Below are 14295 nucleotides of genomic sequence, written 5' to 3' on the forward strand. Positions count from 1 at the left end.
GGACTTCGGTGAGCAGCAAAGGTAATCAAGCTGTTCACTGCGGCAAATGGGCGGTTAGCTCAGTTGGTAGAGCGGAGCCCTTACAAGGCTTAGGTCGGGAGTTCGAGCCTCTCACCGCCCACCAAAGATTGTTTATCAATCACATTTGCCAAGCAGTAAAACATGTAGTAGAATGTTGCACCTCAGTATCCAGCTGGAGCGGTAGTTCAGTTGGTTAGAATACCGGCCTGTCACGCCGGGGGTCGCGGGTTCGAGCCCCGTCCGCTCCGCCAACGAGATATTGAGTTTAGTAGGACCCAACAAGGAGCGGTAGTTCAGTTGGTTAGAATACCGGCCTGTCACGCCGGGGGTCGCGGGTTCGAGCCCCGTCCGCTCCGCCAAGAACAAGATACCCCGCAGCTTTAAATAAGCTGCGGGGTTTTTCTTTTTTCACGCCAGAATAATTCCCCGTATTGATTTAATGCGGCCGCAATTAAACGAACTGTTCGTAGCGCAAATGCACGACTTGGGTGCTATTTTTTTATGGTTAATATTTTCGTGCTCATGGGCTAACGTGGCGGCTAGTTCAACTTCTGGAATTTGCCCGTGTCCAGCAGTTAGTAGTGGCGTTTGCCGTGGCCATCGACGCAGGCATAGTCGATAGTCACCAGGCGGCCCTGGTTGAGCTGGTCATACAAAGAGGAGCGTCAAAGTATGGCGCATCGAAAGTCCTTTAGTGAGCTGGGTCATAAACATAGTTTCTGAAAATCTTCGTTTTTGCCGATCGTCCGCTATCAAAGTGATAAGCAGATGCTTGCTAAGCCACCAGTGCCCCTGTAGAATCGTGCGATACTGATTTTTTCGGCATACTCCGGCTTCACTTTGCGGTGCAAGTCATTGAATAAAAAAGAGAATTGGCGAACGCGAGTTCGCCTTTTTTGTATGTGCAAGTAACCATCATCCGAATTGGTAGACCATGTTTGAATTTATTCGTACCCATCAGCGCTTGATGCAGATTTTCCTGGCGATCATTATTGTTCCGTCGTTTGCATTTGTCGGTCTCGGTAGTTACAAGAGCTTTGGCGACGATGCCGGCACCATCGCCAAAATCGATGGCAAGCCCTTGTCCCAGCTGGAATTTGACAACGCCGTGCGCAACCAGCTGGACACCTATCGCCAGCGTATGGGCGCACAGTTCGACCAAAAAATGGTTGATACCCCAGAGTTCAAGCAAAGCGTGCTGGACCAGCTCATCGCGCAGCGCGCCGTGGCTGCGGAAGTCGCCCACAGCAATCTGGCGGTCCCTGATGCTCAGCTGCAGAAGGCCATCATGGACCAGTTCGGCGGTCCGGCCAACTTCAATATGGACACCTACAAACAGGTGCTGGCCGCCCAAGGCATGAAACCGACCGATTTTGACGCGCGTATGCGTCAGGATCTGGTGCTGCAGCAACTGGCCGTGGCGGTGGAAGGCACGGGCTTTGCACCGCGCACCGTGGCCAAGTCGCTGTCGGACATCGCCGCGCAGGAGCGTGAAGTACAGGAGCTGCTGCTGCCGGTGGCTGACTTCGTGCCGCAAGTGAAAGTAACCGACGACATGGTCAAGGCGTTCTACGAAAAGAACGCCAAGCAGTTCGAAGTGCCTGAACAGGCCAAGATCGAATACGTGGTGTTCAACAATGATGCGGTGCTGAGCCAGATCAGCGTGGCCGACGCCGAAGTGTCGGACTACTACGAGAAAAACAAAGCGCAATTCACCACCGGTGAAGTGCGCCGCGCCAGCCACATCCTGGTGACCTTGAAGAAGGGCGCCAGCGCCGCTGAGACCACCGCAGCCAAAACCAAGGCCGAAGCCATTCTGGCCGAAGTGCGCAAGGCGCCAGCTGATTTCGCTAAAATCGCAAAAGCCAAATCGGAAGACCAAGGTTCGGCCGAGCAGGGCGGTGATCTGGGCGTGATTGAAAAAGGCATGCTGGTGGCGCCGGTTGAAAACGGCATCAACAAGCTGAAGCAGGGCGAGATCAGCGATCTGGTACAGTCGGAATTCGGCTTCCACATCCTGACCGTGACCGAGCTGAAGCCAGCCGTGGTCAAACCGTTTGAGTCGGTAAAAGCTGACGTGACCGATATGCTGAAAAAGCAGAAAGCCTCGAAGAAGTATTCGGAGATGGCCGAGGCCTTCACCAACACCGTCTACGAGCAATCGGACAGCCTGAAGCCAGTCGCTGACAAGCTGGGCCTGAAGATCGAAACCGCGGCCAATGTATCGCGTATGCCATCGCCGATGGCTGCTGCGGCGCCGTACAACAACGCCAAGTTCCTGGCTGCGCTGTTCTCCAACGATTCGATCAGCAGCAAGCGCAATACCGAAGCCGTTGAAACCGCGCCAAGCACGCTGGTGGCTGGCCGCATCGTCGAATTCAAGCCTGCGACCAAGCGTCCGCTGGCAGAAGTCGATGCGCAGATCCGTCAGCGCGTGACCATGGAAGAGGCCGCCAAGCTGGCCACCAAAGCTGGCGAAGACAAGCTGGCTGCGTTCAAGAAGTCCGGCGAAGCGACTGGCTTCAGCGCTGTGAAAGTTGTCTCGCGCGCCAAGAACGAAGGCATCAACGGCCTGGCCATGCAGTCGATCATGAAAACGGACACCACCAAGCTGCCAGCCTACGTCGGCGTCGATGTGCCCGGCATGGGCTACGGCGTGTACCGTATCGCCAAGGTGCAGCAGCCTGCCCAGCAGGACGAGGCGCAGCGCAAGCAGGAAGCCGAGCAGATCGGTAACATCATCGCCCAGCAAGAGATGGCGCAATACATCGAACTGCTGAAGCAAAAGGCGAAAGTGAAAATCCTCAAGCCTGTGACGACGACAACCGTCGCTGAAGTGAAGTAAAACAAAAGGCCGCTGAAAACATCAGCGGCCTTTTTGTTTATGAGTGATGCCTGCGTGACAATATGAGGATTTTCCGCCCTGGCAAACTGTTATGCTGAAAGCCTGTTGAGTTCAAGGGTAAAAGATGTCGTTCAGTAGAACCGTAATCATTCTGGGCCTGTCCGGCGTACTCGCACTGGCGACCCTGCTGGCCGCCTCGGTGCTGTATGCAGACTTCAACCTGTGGGTAAAGACCCTGTCAGCGGCGCATGCCAGGCTGCTGGCGCCCGCTTTCGTGGCGATCAGCGGCATCTTCATTTCTCTCGGCGCACTCGCTCGCCGCCGCCATGGACTATGAGACTGCCAAGAAGCTCATGGGCCGAGTATTTCAAAAACAAGACAAAACCGGATCAATAGTATCCGGAGGTTAGGAATGATGTTGCAAAAATTTGTGGCGACCCCTTTGGCCGCCGTGGCCGCATTTATTGCGGCGGTTGTGTTTGCCGGCTGTACCGGTTTGATCTTTTACGTTTGGCCGACTGGCTTGATTGACCACAAACTGGCGATTACGCCGGAGGTCATACAGCGCCTGCGCGATTTGCAGTCGGAGCGCAAGTTCGAGCCTGACCCCATGACATTCTACCCAGGTGCGCGCAATGAGACGGAACGCGCGGCTGCGCAGGCGGCGGTGGATGCGACCATTGCATCGCTGATTACCCAGCTGCCGGCACATCCACGGCGCTCGACCGTACTTGGCACAATGAAGGTCGCCCTGGCGAATTTCGATACCGTGGAATCGGAAGAACGTGACCGGCTGCTGGGATATTTCACCCAGATCATGGAGATTTGCGGGGTGCAGAGTTCCGCCGAGCTATTCAATGTCTGGCGCTATGGTTTTCCGTACGGCTGGTTCCTCTGACCCGGAGTCACGCGCCTGAGTGATTGGCGATGAGCCACTGCGCCGCCGCGGCGAAGCTCGCAGCGTCGATATCATCCAGTGCCAGCGCTCCGGCCTGCGCATACTGCGTAAAGTTGCGGTCGATGGAGCGCAGGTAGGCGGGGTCATAGTGCTGCACCAGCAGCTGCTCAACCAGCTGCGGCATCTGGCCGGCTTGCGACAGGGCTTGCCATTGCGCGATCTGCTCGCGGCCATGCAGCTGCGTCAGATGCGCCAGCTGACCGTTCAGGGTGTCCGGGCTGACCAGGAAGTGCTCGTAGTCTTCCATCAGCAGACGCACGCGGTTCGGCACGGACAGCGACAGCGTGATGCAGTCCGCCGCGCGCATGGTGTCCATCAACGCCGCCGGCACGCGCAGATTGCCGACCTTTTTGCTCTCGGACTCCACAAACACCGGACGCGCCGGATCGAAGCGGCGCAGCACATCCCACACGAGCGTTTCAAACGCTTTCTGGCTGGGCTGCGGTGCATTCGGCAGGTGACCCAGCACCGAGCCGCGATGCGCTGCCAGCCGCTCCAGGTCCAGTACCTGCGCACCTTGTGACGCCAGCACCTCCAGCAGGCGGCTCTTGCCGCTGCCGGTAGTGCCGCATATGACCTTGAAGCGCAGCGCGGGCGCCTGCTCCAGCGCTGTATTGACCTGCTGGCGGAAGGCTTTGTAGCCGCCTTCCAGCTGCACCACCGGCCAGCCGATCTTGGCGAGGATGTGCGCCATCGCGCCGCTGCGATTGCCGCCGCGCCAGCAGTAAATCAGCGGCCGCCATTCGCGTGGGTTGTCGATCCACAGCGTCTCAATGTGATGAGCGATGTTCTTGGCGACCAGCGCCGCGCCGGTCTTCTTGGCTTCAAATGAACCGGTTTGCTTGTACATGGTGCCGACGCGGATGCGCTGCTCGTCATCCAGTACCGGCGCGTTGATGGCGCCGGGCAGGTGGTCGAGCGCGAATTCGCAGGGACTGCGCGCGTCGATGATGGCATCAAAGGTGTCGAGTTGGGACAGGACCTCGTCGATGCCCAGTATTTCCGGGTATTTCATTTTGCCTTGATGGTTTTCTGCAGCACCGGCCAGATATTGGCCAGGATGGCAGGGTGGGCTTCGGCCAGTGGATGCAAGCGGTCGGGCTGGAACATCTGCGGCTTGTCCGCTATGCCATCCAGCATGAAGGGCACCAGAGGCGCCTTGATGTCCTTGCTCAGCGTGCCGTACATGGCGAAGAATTTGTCGGCGTAGTCGCGGCCGTAGTTGGGTGGCATCCGCATACCGATCAGCATAACCCTGGCCTTGGCCTGGGTGGCGGCATCGTTCATGGCGCGCAGATTGGCCTGGGCCGCCACCACCGGCAGGCCGCGCAGACCATCGTTGGCCCCCAGTTCGATGACGACGACGTCGGGTTTGTATTTGGTCAGCAGGGCCGGCAGGCGCGAACGGCCGCCGCTCGTGGTTTCGCCGCTGACGCTGGCGTTGACCACCACGGCATCGATATGGTTTTGCTTGAGCTTCTGCTCCGCCAGCGCGACCCAGCCGGTGCCGCGCGACAGGCCGTATTCGGCTGACAAACTATCCCCCACCACAAGTACCGTTTTTGGTGCAGAATAGGCGCTCGCCGCTGCCATCGACAAGAGCAGGGCGGCCAGTGGTTTTCCAGATAATAAACGATTGAACATATTGAGCATGCCTGATTTCCCTAATGCGTCTTCCCATTTCATGCCGGATGCTCCGGCGGCTGTGTCATCGAAGGCCGCGGTGGCGGCGTCTGTGGCGCCTGCGATTGCCGTCAGCGGCCTGGCCAAGCGTGTCGCCGACGCCAGCGGCGAACTGACAATCCTGCACGAGGTGGATTTTACCGTGCAAAAGGCCGAGACGCTGGCGATTGTTGGCGCCTCCGGCTCCGGCAAATCCACTTTACTGGGCCTGTTGGCAGGCCTGGACACGCCCAGCGCCGGCAAAGTAGTGCTGGATGGCGTAGACATTTATGCACTGGATGAAGACGGCCGCGCCGCGCTGCGCAAGGAAAAGCTGGGCTTTGTGTTCCAGTCCTTCCAGCTGCTGGCGCACCTGACGGCGCTGGAAAACGTCATGCTGCCGCTGGAACTGGCCGGTGTGCCGGGCGCGAAAGAGCGGGCGGAAGCCATGCTGTCGCGTGTGGGTTTGTCGAGCCGCCTGAAACACTATCCCAAATATTTGTCCGGCGGGGAGCAGCAGCGTGTGGCGCTGGCGCGTGCCTTCGTCACTGAGCCGCCGCTGCTGTTTGCCGACGAGCCGACAGGTAGCCTGGACGCCGCCACTGGCGAAGCCGTGATTCAGCTGATGTTTGAGCTGAATCGCCAGCATGGCTCGACGCTGGTGCTCGTCACGCACGATCAGGCCATGGCGGCGCGCTGTGCGCGCACCATCACCATCGCGGCAGGCAGACTGGTTTGATACGCCGCCTCGTTGCGGCGAGCCTGTTTGCGGCCGGCGTGGCGATGGCAGTGGAGCCGCCGCAGACGCCCGAGCAATGGCAGCACGCCGCGGTCGCCGATATTGCGGCTGCCTACCAGCTTACGCTGGACAATCATCCCGGCACTTATGATCCCGCCAATCCCGGCTTTGCCTCTCATCTGGCCGAGGCGCGCAAGCTTGGCCTGCAGCTGGGGGCGCAGGTGCGCGATGGTGCGGGCTATCAGGCGGCGCTGGCCGGTTTTAATGCCGCCATCCACGACGGCCACGCGGGTGTGGAATTCACCAGTCCATTGGCGGCGCAGTGGCGCTGGCCCGGCTTTGTGGCGGCATGGCGCGGCGACAGCATGTATGTCTACGCCACCGTACCGGGCGGCCCTGCGGCCGGCAGCAAGATCGAGCAGTGCGATGGCCAGGCGGTTGCCAAGCTGGCCGAAACCAATGTGTTTGCCTATCAGGGCCGCAGCGAGGAGCGCGGCAGCTGGTGGATCACAGCGCGCGAAGTGTTCACCGATGCGGGCAATCCGTTTATCCAGCTGCCGTCCGTGTGCAGCTTTTCGAAGGATGGCAAACGCTTCAGCATGACGCTGGCCTGGAGCCCGATGGACAACGACATGCTGCGCTGGCGCCAGCAGAGCTACAACGGCGACGTCCTGCCGGTCGGCTTGACTGAGCCGCGCCTGCACCTTTACTGGGCCGCGATGCCCAACTTCCAGCCCGATGAGCCACAGCGCGCCGCATATCGCGCCATGTACGAAGCGCTGCGCGCCCATCCCGAACGCTATCAGCAGGCCGACGCCGTGGTGATCGACCTGCGCGGCAACCACGGCGGCTCTTCGCTGTGGAGCCAGGATTTTGCCCGCGCACTGTGGGGAGATGAAGCCGTCGCGCAGCACGAACGTGCAAACCTGAGCAAGCAGCAGGTGTGGTGGCGGGCGTCGGCTGGCAATGTGGCGCATGTGCGCTGGTTGGCCGGCATGCTGGACGGGCAGGGACGCGCCGATATCGCAGCCGGGGTGCGGGAAGTCGCAAAGCAGATGCAACTGGCGCTGGAGCGTGGCGATAAATTCTTCGTCACTGGCGACAAAAGGCCGCCCGCGGCAACGGCGGAAGTGCAAGCTTCGGCCTTCAACCGTCCGGTGTACGTCATCGTGCCAGGCCAATGTGCGAGCGCCTGCCTGGATGCGCTGGACGTGTTCACCATGTTCCCGAATACGAAGCTGATTGGCGCTCCGAGTTCTGCTGACTCCACCTACATGGAAGTGCGTTACCAGCCGCTGGATTCAGGGCTGGTCCGCGTCGTCATTCCCAACAAGGTGTACGTTGGCCGTCCGCGTGCTTCGGGACAGTTTTATTCGCCGCAGATCGAGGTCAATGACCTGGAATGGTCGACCGAAAACTTCCTGAAAGTGATCGAGGCGGATCTGAAAACGCGTTAGCGGCCGTGGTGCTGGACCATACGGTTCAGCGCCGTGCGGATCGCCGGGATCAGTTCCGTCGCGGTCAGGCCGATAGGGCCAAGGCCTTCCGTCACCAGCACGTCGGCCGCCATGCCATGCAACCAGACTGCGGCCAGCGCTGCCTCCCACTGCGGCCAGCCTTGCGCCAGCAGTGCGCCGCACAGGCCGGCCAGTACGTCGCCGGTGCCGGCCGTGGCCAGCGCCGGATTGCCAGTGGTGTTGATGACCGCATCGCCGCCTGGTGCAGCAATCACGGTACCCGAGCCTTTCAGGATCACGATGGCGTGCAGGCGCGCGGCCAGTGTGCGGGCCGCAGCCAGACGGTCGGCCTGTACGGCGGCAATCGTGGTGCCGAGCAGGCGCGCCGCTTCCAGCGGATGCGGCGTCAGCACCACGGCGGCCGGTCGGTGCGCCAGCGCGTTTTGCAGGGCCGGGTCAACGGCCAGCAGGTTGAGTGCATCGGCGTCAGCCAGCAGGGCGCTGCCGCAGTTGATGGCTTTTGCGAGCAGGTCGTGCGCGTGACGCGCGTCGCCGAGACCGGGGCCGACCACCAGAGTCGCCATGCTCAGGTCAAACTCGCCGGCGGAACGGCACATGAGTTCCGGCTGGCCCGGATCGCTGGCCAGTGCCTCGTCCGCAAACAGGGCATACACGCGGCCGGCGCCGCTGTTGAGTGCCGCACGCGCGGCCAGGACCGGTGCACCGCTCATGCCGCGTGCGCCGCCGATCACTGCCACATTGCCATAGCTGCCTTTGTGCGAGTTATGGCGCCGCGCGCGCAGATGGCGCGAGAAGAATTTGACGTCGTTGAGATGCAGTTGTGATGGCACGTAGTGTTCCGCTTCGATTTCAAGCCGGGCCACGTCCACCAGGCCCGCATAGTCGCGGCCATCGCAGGTATGCAAACCGGGTTTGTTGCCGATGAAAGTGATGGTATGCGTGGCGTGGATGGCGATGCCGTCGGGACCGACCACGCAGCCGGTGTCGGCATCCAGTCCGCTGGGGATATCCAGCGCCAGCACCGGGCAGCTGAGTTTGTTGACCGCTTCCGCCAGTGCGCGGAATTCGTCCGTCAGCGGGCGTTTCAGGCCCAGGCCAAACAGGCCGTCAACCACCAGATTCCAGTCCGTGCCGGCGATATCGGCATCGTCCCACGCGCGGAAACGGGCGTCACTGGCCTTGGCGCGCTCCAATGCAGCCATGCGCTCGGGCGATGCTGCGCCAGCGGGCGTAAAATGGATCAGCGTGACTTGTGCGCCAGTGTAGGAAATGTGGGCCGCCGCCTCCAGCGCATCGCCGCCATTGTCGCCAGGGCCAGCCAGCACCAGTACCTTGGCGTGGGCCGTAGAGAATGGCATCAAATCCAGCGCGGCATTGGCGCTGGCCTGGCCCGCGCGCTGCATCAGGGCGCCCGGCGGCAGCGTGGCTGCGGCGGCGCGTTCGATGGCACGGATTTCGGCGACGGAGTAGAGTGGATTCATCGTGCCATTTTAGCATCTAAAATTTTGGTCGCAGCGTCTGGTGCGCGGCGGGCGCGCAGCACTACAATATACGCTTCACAGCTTAGCGAGGCACGCATGGATTGGCAATTCTGGATAGACCGGGGCGGTACGTTCACCGACATCGTGGCGCGCGCGCCGGATGGCCGGCTGCGTACACTCAAGCTGCTGTCCGAAAATCCAGAGCACTATGCCGATGCAGCAATTGCCGGCATCCGCCAGCTGATGGGCGTGGCCAAAGGCAAAGCGATTCCGGTGGCGCAGATCGGCGCTGTCAAAATGGGCACCACGGTTGCCACCAACGCGCTGCTGGAGCGCAAAGGCGAACCGACGGCTCTGGCGATCACCCGTGGCTTCCGCGATGCGTTGCGCATCGCCTACCAGAACCGTCCGCGCTTGTTCGATCGCCACATTCTGCTGCCGGAGCTGTTGTATTCGCATGTGATCGAGATTGATGAGCGCATGGGCGCACACGGCGAGACGGTGGCGGAGCTCGACCTCACCGCCGCGCGCGCCGGGCTGGCCGAGGCATACGACCGTGGTCTACGTTCGCTGGCCATCGTCTTCATGCACGGCTACCGCTACCACGCGCACGAAACCAAGGTGGCCGATCTGGCCCGCGAGATGGGCTTTACGCAGGTCTCGGTGTCGCACGAAATCAGCCCGATGATGAAGCTGGTGGCGCGCGGCGATACCACCGTGGTCGACGCCTATCTGTCGCCGATCCTGCGCCGCTACGTGGACCAGGTGGCGCAGGAACTGCCCGGGGTGAACCTGCAATTCATGCAGTCCAACGGCGGCCTGACCGACGCGCGCGCGTTCCAGGGCAAGGACTCGATCCTGAGCGGCCCGGCGGGCGGCATCGTCGGCATGGTCCGCGCCAGCAAGCTGGCCGGCTTTGACAAGGTGATCGGCTTCGACATGGGCGGCACCTCGACCGATGTCTCGCACTTCTCCGGCGAATTCGAGCGCGTGTTCGAGACCCAGGTTGCGGGCGTACGCATGCGCGCGCCGATGATGAGCATTCACACGGTGGCGGCGGGCGGTGGTTCGATCCTGCATTTTGACGGCAGCCGTTATCGCGTCGGCCCGGACAGCGCGGGCGCCAATCCGGGACCGGCCAGCTATCGCCGTGGCGGTCCGCTGGCGGTCACCGACTGTAACGTCATGCTGGGTAAAATCCAGCCGCAGCATTTCCCGCAGCTGTTTGGCGCGGACGGCAAGCAGCCGCTCGATGCGGCCACGGTACGCCAGCGCTTCAGCGAGATGGCCGAGCAGATTGCTGCCGCCACCGGCCAGCCGGCCACGCCGGAGCAGGTGGCGGAAGGCTTCCTGGATATCGCCGTCGGCAATATGGCCAACGCCATCAAGCAGATCTCGGTGCAGCGCGGCCACGACGTGACGGAATACGCGCTGACCAGTTTTGGCGGCGCCGGTGGCCAGCACGCTTGCCTGGTGGCGGATGCGCTGGGCATGAAGACCGTCTTTGTGCATTCGCTGGCCGGCGTGATGTCGGCATACGGCATGGGCCTGGCCGACCAGACTGCAATGCGCGAAGCCGCCGTTGAAATACGTTTGAGCGCTGAAGCGCACGCCGATCTGGAAGCACGGTTGCACGCGCTGGGCCGCCAGGCGCGCGCCGACCTGCATCATCAGCAGGTGGAAGACGAGCGCATTGCGCTGATCCGCCGGGTCCATCTGCGTTACGAAGGCACGGATACCGCGCTGATCGTCTTGTTCGATACACCGGAAAGCATGCAGGCCCAGTTTGAAGCGGCCTATCGCAAACGCTATTCCTTCCTGATGCCGGCGCGCGCGCTGATCGTGGAAGCTGTATCGGTGGAAGCGGTCGGCAAGTCCGATGCACCATCGGAAGCGGTAGAGCCGGCGGCGCGCCGCTTGTCCGGCCTGATGCCGCACGCAGTGGTGCCGATGTACAGCGGCGGCAAATGGCGGCAAACCAGCTTGTACCAGCGCTCTGCCACGCGGATTGGCGATATCGTCAAAGGTCCGGCGATTATCGCCGAAGCCAATGCCACCACGATTGTGGAAACGGGCTGGCAGGCCGAGGTCACGCTGCACGATCACCTGATATTGCGCCGCGTCGCCGCATTGCCCGAGCGCCGCGCGATCGGCACCACCGCCGATCCGGTGATGCTGGAGATCTTCAACAACCTGTTCATGTCGATCGCCGAGCAAATGGGGCTGCGTTTGCAGAACACCGCGTACTCGGTCAACATCAAGGAGCGCCTGGACTTCAGCTGCGCCATCTTCGACGCCGACGGCAACCTGATCGCCAATGCGCCGCACATGCCTGTGCATTTGGGCTCCATGGGCGAGAGCATCAAGACCGTGATGCGCGAAAACGCCGGCAAGATGCGCGCGGGCGATGTCTTCATGCTCAACGACCCCTACAACGGCGGCACCCATCTGCCGGACGTCACGGTGATTACGCCGGTGTTCGACGAAGCGGGCGCCAACATCCTGTTCTACGTCGGCTCGCGCGGCCACCACGCGGACATCGGCGGTACCACGCCAGGCTCGATGCCGCCCGATTCGCGCGTGATCGAAGAAGAGGGCGTGCTAATCAATAACTTCAAGCTGGTTGACGGCGGCCAGCTGCGGGAAGCGGAAACCCGCGCGCTGCTGGCAAGCGCGCAATACCCGGCGCGTAATCCTGACCAGAACCTGGCCGACCTGCGCGCGCAGATTGCGGCCAACCAGAAAGGCGTCGAAGAGCTGCACAGGATGGTCGCGCATTTCGGCCTGGATGTCGTGCAGGCTTACATGGGTCACGTGCAGGACAATGCCGAGGAAGCGGTGCGCCGCGTCATCAGCGCTTTGAAGGACGGCAGCTACACGCTGCCGCTGGATAACGGCGCGCAGATCCAGGTCGCGGTGCGTGTCGACCAGGCGGCGCGGCGCGCGGAGATTGATTTCACCGGCACCTCGGCGCAGTTGCAGAACAATTTCAACGCGCCGTCCGCAGTGTGCATGGCGGCCGTGCTGTACGTATTCCGTACGCTGGTGGACGACGAGATCCCCCTCAACGCGGGCTGCCTCAAGCCGCTCAAGGTGATTATTCCGCAGGGCTCGATGTTGAACCCGCGCTATCCGGCATCGGTGGTGTCGGGCAACGTCGAAACTTCAACCTGCATCACCAATGCCCTGTATGGCGCGCTGGGCGTGATGGCGGCGGCGCAGGGCACCATGAACAACTTCACGTTTGGTAACGCGCGCTACCAGTACTACGAAACCATCAGCGGCGGCTCTGGCGCCGGCGACGGTTTCGACGGCACCAGCGTAGTACAAACCAATATGACCAACTCGCGCCTTACCGATCCAGAGATACTGGAGTTCCGCTTCCCGGTGCGTCTCGACAGCTACGAGATCCGCGCCGATAGCGGTGGTGCGGGACGCTGGCATGGCGGCAACGGCGGCGTGCGCAAGGTACGCTTCCTGGAGCCGATGACGGCCGCCATCCTGTCCAACAACCGTATCCACGCGCCATTTGGCATGGCTGGCGGCGAGCTGGGCGCCCTGGGTCGCAACAGCGTGCAGCGTGTGGACGGCAGCATCGAGGAGCTGGGCCACATCGGCAAGACCGATATGCAGCCGGGCGATGTGTTCGTCATCGAGACGCCGGGCGGTGGCGGTTATGGTGCGTCAACGACAGTTGATGCGTGACCGATCTCCACCACCTCAACATCCCGGAAGAGCCGGGCGACGCAATGGCGGCCGCCCTGGCTTTGCGCGAACTGGCTGTTAAAGCCGCCGGCATTGACCTGAATGTACTGAACAGCGCTGCGGAAGCGCAGTTGCGTGCTGTATCTCAATACCGGTAGTGCTGAAATCTGCTACCCGGGATTCCTTGCTTGTCTGCCACTTTGCCGGCGACGTACAGTCGTGTTTTCGACAGGCAAGAGGAGGGCACGATGCGTACATTACTCAGGATTTTTCAATCCCGTAATTCGTCGCGCACGGCGATTATTCTGGCCTTCCTGCTTTGCGGCTTGTACTTTGCTTCCTGGTACATCATCAGCCACTGCCTGACGCCCGGCCTGATTTCCTTCTGAAAGCCCGTTCATGACCAAATACCTGCTGCCAGCGCTCTGCCTGTCCCTGTCCCTCTCCACGGCCTGGGCCCAGACCGAGGCCCCGCCCACGGAGACCGAGCCAGCGGCGGCAGGCGAGACGGTGCTGCTGGTTGGCCAGCGTCCCGGCCCCGGCCTGTGGAAGGTGAGCAAGGACGGCCACGTGCTGTGGGTGTTTGGCAGCTATGGTCCGCTGCCGGACAAGATGGAGTGGCGCTCGCAGCAGGTCGAGAACATTCTGTCGCAATCGCAGGAATACCTGGCGCCGCCCGGCGCTTCGGCCCATGTTGGCATCTTGCGCGGCCTGACCTTGCTGCCCAAGCTGATCGGCTTGAAGAAAAATCCTGACGGCGCCTCGCTCAAGGAAGTGCTGCCCGCCGATATTTACGCGCGCTGGCAACCGCTCAAAGCCAAATACCTGCCCAGGAATAACGATGTGGAACAGGAACGTCCCATCTTCGCGGCGCAGGCGCTGTTCGACGCTGGCCTCAAGCAGGCTGGCCTGAACAAGGGGCAGGCGGTGGGCGTCAAGCTGCGCGGCATCGTCAAGGAGCACAACATCAAGGTCACCGAGACGGCGATTGCACTCGATACCAGTGGCGCGTCGCAGGCGCTCAGCGATTTCAAGAAGTCCTCGCTGGCGGATACCGAATGCTTTATCAAAACCGTGTCCCGCCTGGAGCAGGATCTGGACGGCATGCGCGTGCGCGCCAACGCCTGGGCCAAAGGCGATCTGGAAGGCATTCAGAAACTCAGCTATCCAGACCAGGAAAGCGCCTGCGACGATGCCATGATGGGCGCTGGCTTTGTCAAGAATCAGCCCGGCTGGCAGAACCTGGAGCAGCGCATACAGGACGCCTGGGTGACTGCGGCGGAAAAGGCGATCAGCACCAATAACACCAGTTTTGCCGTCCTTGGCCTCGGCAATATTCTTGGTTCCCGCAACTATCTCGCCGCGTTGCAGGCCAAGGGCTACCAGATCGACGCCCCGGACTAAAG

12 protein-coding genes and 3 tRNA genes are annotated in these 14295 nt (G+C 61.7%); 12 read left to right on the top strand and 3 right to left on the bottom strand.

The features are described 5' to 3' along the window. Positions 1 to 48 precede the first annotated feature (48 nt). The 6 genes from BUA36_RS04425 (at position 49) to BUA36_RS04450 (ending at position 3764) form a co-directional block, all read left to right on the top strand. Positions 49 to 124 (top strand) — tRNA-Val (locus BUA36_RS04425). Positions 125 to 195: 71 nt separating this feature from the next. Continuing rightward, positions 196 to 272: transfer RNA gene (locus tag BUA36_RS04430), tRNA-Asp, on the top strand. Between the two features lie 31 nt (positions 273 to 303). Continuing rightward, a tRNA-Asp gene (locus BUA36_RS04435) sits at positions 304 to 380 on the top strand. 575 nt (positions 381 to 955) lie between these two features. Further along, positions 956 to 2866, top strand: coding sequence for a SurA N-terminal domain-containing protein (locus BUA36_RS04440; protein ID WP_072781716.1), 1911 nt, complete (start codon positions 956 to 958; stop codon positions 2864 to 2866). A gap of 124 nt (positions 2867 to 2990) precedes the next feature. After that, positions 2991 to 3203, top strand: coding sequence for a hypothetical protein (locus tag BUA36_RS30140; RefSeq protein WP_139260344.1), 213 nt, complete (start codon positions 2991 to 2993; stop codon positions 3201 to 3203). Between the two features lie 75 nt (positions 3204 to 3278). Further along, complete coding sequence (locus BUA36_RS04450; RefSeq protein WP_208861851.1) at positions 3279 to 3764, top strand: DUF4844 domain-containing protein; 486 nt, start codon at positions 3279 to 3281, stop codon at positions 3762 to 3764. A gap of 7 nt (positions 3765 to 3771) precedes the next feature. On the opposite strand, the gene mnmH is transcribed toward BUA36_RS04450, so the two are convergent. Further along, the gene (mnmH, locus tag BUA36_RS04455) at positions 3772 to 4839 is read right to left on the bottom strand and encodes a tRNA 2-selenouridine(34) synthase MnmH (protein ID WP_072781719.1); all 1068 of its coding nucleotides are present in this window, start codon (positions 4837 to 4839) and stop codon (positions 3772 to 3774) included. Continuing rightward, positions 4836 to 5510: an arylesterase gene (locus BUA36_RS04460; protein ID WP_371851416.1), complete on the bottom strand. Its 675-nt coding sequence runs from the start codon at positions 5508 to 5510 to the stop codon at positions 4836 to 4838. Before BUA36_RS04460 ends, mnmH begins: the two co-directional genes overlap by 4 nt. On the opposite strand from BUA36_RS04460, the gene BUA36_RS04465 reads away from it, so the two are divergent. Both BUA36_RS04465 and BUA36_RS04470 read left to right on the top strand, forming a co-directional pair. After that, positions 5509 to 6225 carry an ABC transporter ATP-binding protein gene (locus BUA36_RS04465; protein ID WP_072781722.1) on the top strand — a complete coding sequence of 239 codons (717 nt, stop codon included), beginning with the start codon at positions 5509 to 5511 and terminating at the stop codon, positions 6223 to 6225. The genes BUA36_RS04460 and BUA36_RS04465 overlap by 2 nt on opposite strands. After that, entirely contained in the window at positions 6222 to 7682 is a 1461-nt protein-coding gene (locus BUA36_RS04470) for a S41 family peptidase (protein WP_229255604.1), read from the top strand. The genes BUA36_RS04465 and BUA36_RS04470 overlap by 4 nt, the downstream gene beginning before the upstream one ends. Here the strand turns inward: BUA36_RS04470 and BUA36_RS04475 are convergent. Further along, complete coding sequence (locus tag BUA36_RS04475; RefSeq protein ID WP_072781725.1) at positions 7679 to 9184, bottom strand: bifunctional ADP-dependent NAD(P)H-hydrate dehydratase/NAD(P)H-hydrate epimerase; 1506 nt, start codon at positions 9182 to 9184, stop codon at positions 7679 to 7681. The genes BUA36_RS04470 and BUA36_RS04475 overlap by 4 nt on opposite strands. Positions 9185 to 9280: 96 nt before the next feature. Between BUA36_RS04475 and BUA36_RS04480 the strand changes: the two genes are divergently transcribed. The 4 genes from BUA36_RS04480 to BUA36_RS04485 all read left to right on the top strand — a co-directional run bounded on the left by BUA36_RS04480 (position 9281) and on the right by BUA36_RS04485 (position 14293). Further along, positions 9281 to 12889, top strand: coding sequence for a hydantoinase B/oxoprolinase family protein (locus BUA36_RS04480; RefSeq protein ID WP_072781727.1), 3609 nt, complete (start codon positions 9281 to 9283; stop codon positions 12887 to 12889). Continuing rightward, complete coding sequence (locus BUA36_RS30900; RefSeq protein ID WP_208861852.1) at positions 12886 to 13047, top strand: hypothetical protein; 162 nt, start codon at positions 12886 to 12888, stop codon at positions 13045 to 13047. The genes BUA36_RS04480 and BUA36_RS30900 overlap by 4 nt, the downstream gene beginning before the upstream one ends. 90 nt (positions 13048 to 13137) lie before the next feature. Then, complete coding sequence (locus tag BUA36_RS30645; RefSeq protein WP_167544250.1) at positions 13138 to 13278, top strand: hypothetical protein; 141 nt, start codon at positions 13138 to 13140, stop codon at positions 13276 to 13278. A gap of 10 nt (positions 13279 to 13288) precedes the next feature. After that, entirely contained in the window at positions 13289 to 14293 is a 1005-nt protein-coding gene (locus BUA36_RS04485; RefSeq protein WP_072781729.1) for a TraB/GumN family protein, read from the top strand. Positions 14294 to 14295: the final 2 nt, after the last annotated feature.

It is taken from the genome of Duganella sacchari, assembly GCF_900143065.1.
Lineage (GTDB): Bacteria > Pseudomonadota > Gammaproteobacteria > Burkholderiales > Burkholderiaceae_D > Rugamonas > Rugamonas sacchari.

Coding starts and splice junctions, on each gene's coding strand:
- BUA36_RS30645 (WP_167544250.1), top strand. CDS start 13,138: ATGCGTACATTACTCAGGATTTTTCAATCCCGTAATTCGTCGCGCACG.
- BUA36_RS04485 (WP_072781729.1), top strand. CDS start 13,289: ATGACCAAATACCTGCTGCCAGCGCTCTGCCTGTCCCTGTCCCTCTCC.
- BUA36_RS04480 (WP_072781727.1), top strand. CDS start 9,281: ATGGATTGGCAATTCTGGATAGACCGGGGCGGTACGTTCACCGACATC.
- BUA36_RS04465 (WP_072781722.1), top strand. CDS start 5,509: ATGCCGGATGCTCCGGCGGCTGTGTCATCGAAGGCCGCGGTGGCGGCG.
- BUA36_RS04440 (WP_072781716.1), top strand. CDS start 956: ATGTTTGAATTTATTCGTACCCATCAGCGCTTGATGCAGATTTTCCTG.
- BUA36_RS04460 (WP_371851416.1), bottom strand. CDS start 5,510: ATGAAATGGGAAGACGCATTAGGGAAATCAGGCATGCTCAATATGTTC.
- BUA36_RS30140 (WP_139260344.1), top strand. CDS start 2,991: ATGTCGTTCAGTAGAACCGTAATCATTCTGGGCCTGTCCGGCGTACTC.
- BUA36_RS04450 (WP_208861851.1), top strand. CDS start 3,279: ATGATGTTGCAAAAATTTGTGGCGACCCCTTTGGCCGCCGTGGCCGCA.
- BUA36_RS04475 (WP_072781725.1), bottom strand. CDS start 9,184: ATGAATCCACTCTACTCCGTCGCCGAAATCCGTGCCATCGAACGCGCC.
- mnmH (WP_072781719.1), bottom strand. CDS start 4,839: ATGAAATACCCGGAAATACTGGGCATCGACGAGGTCCTGTCCCAACTC.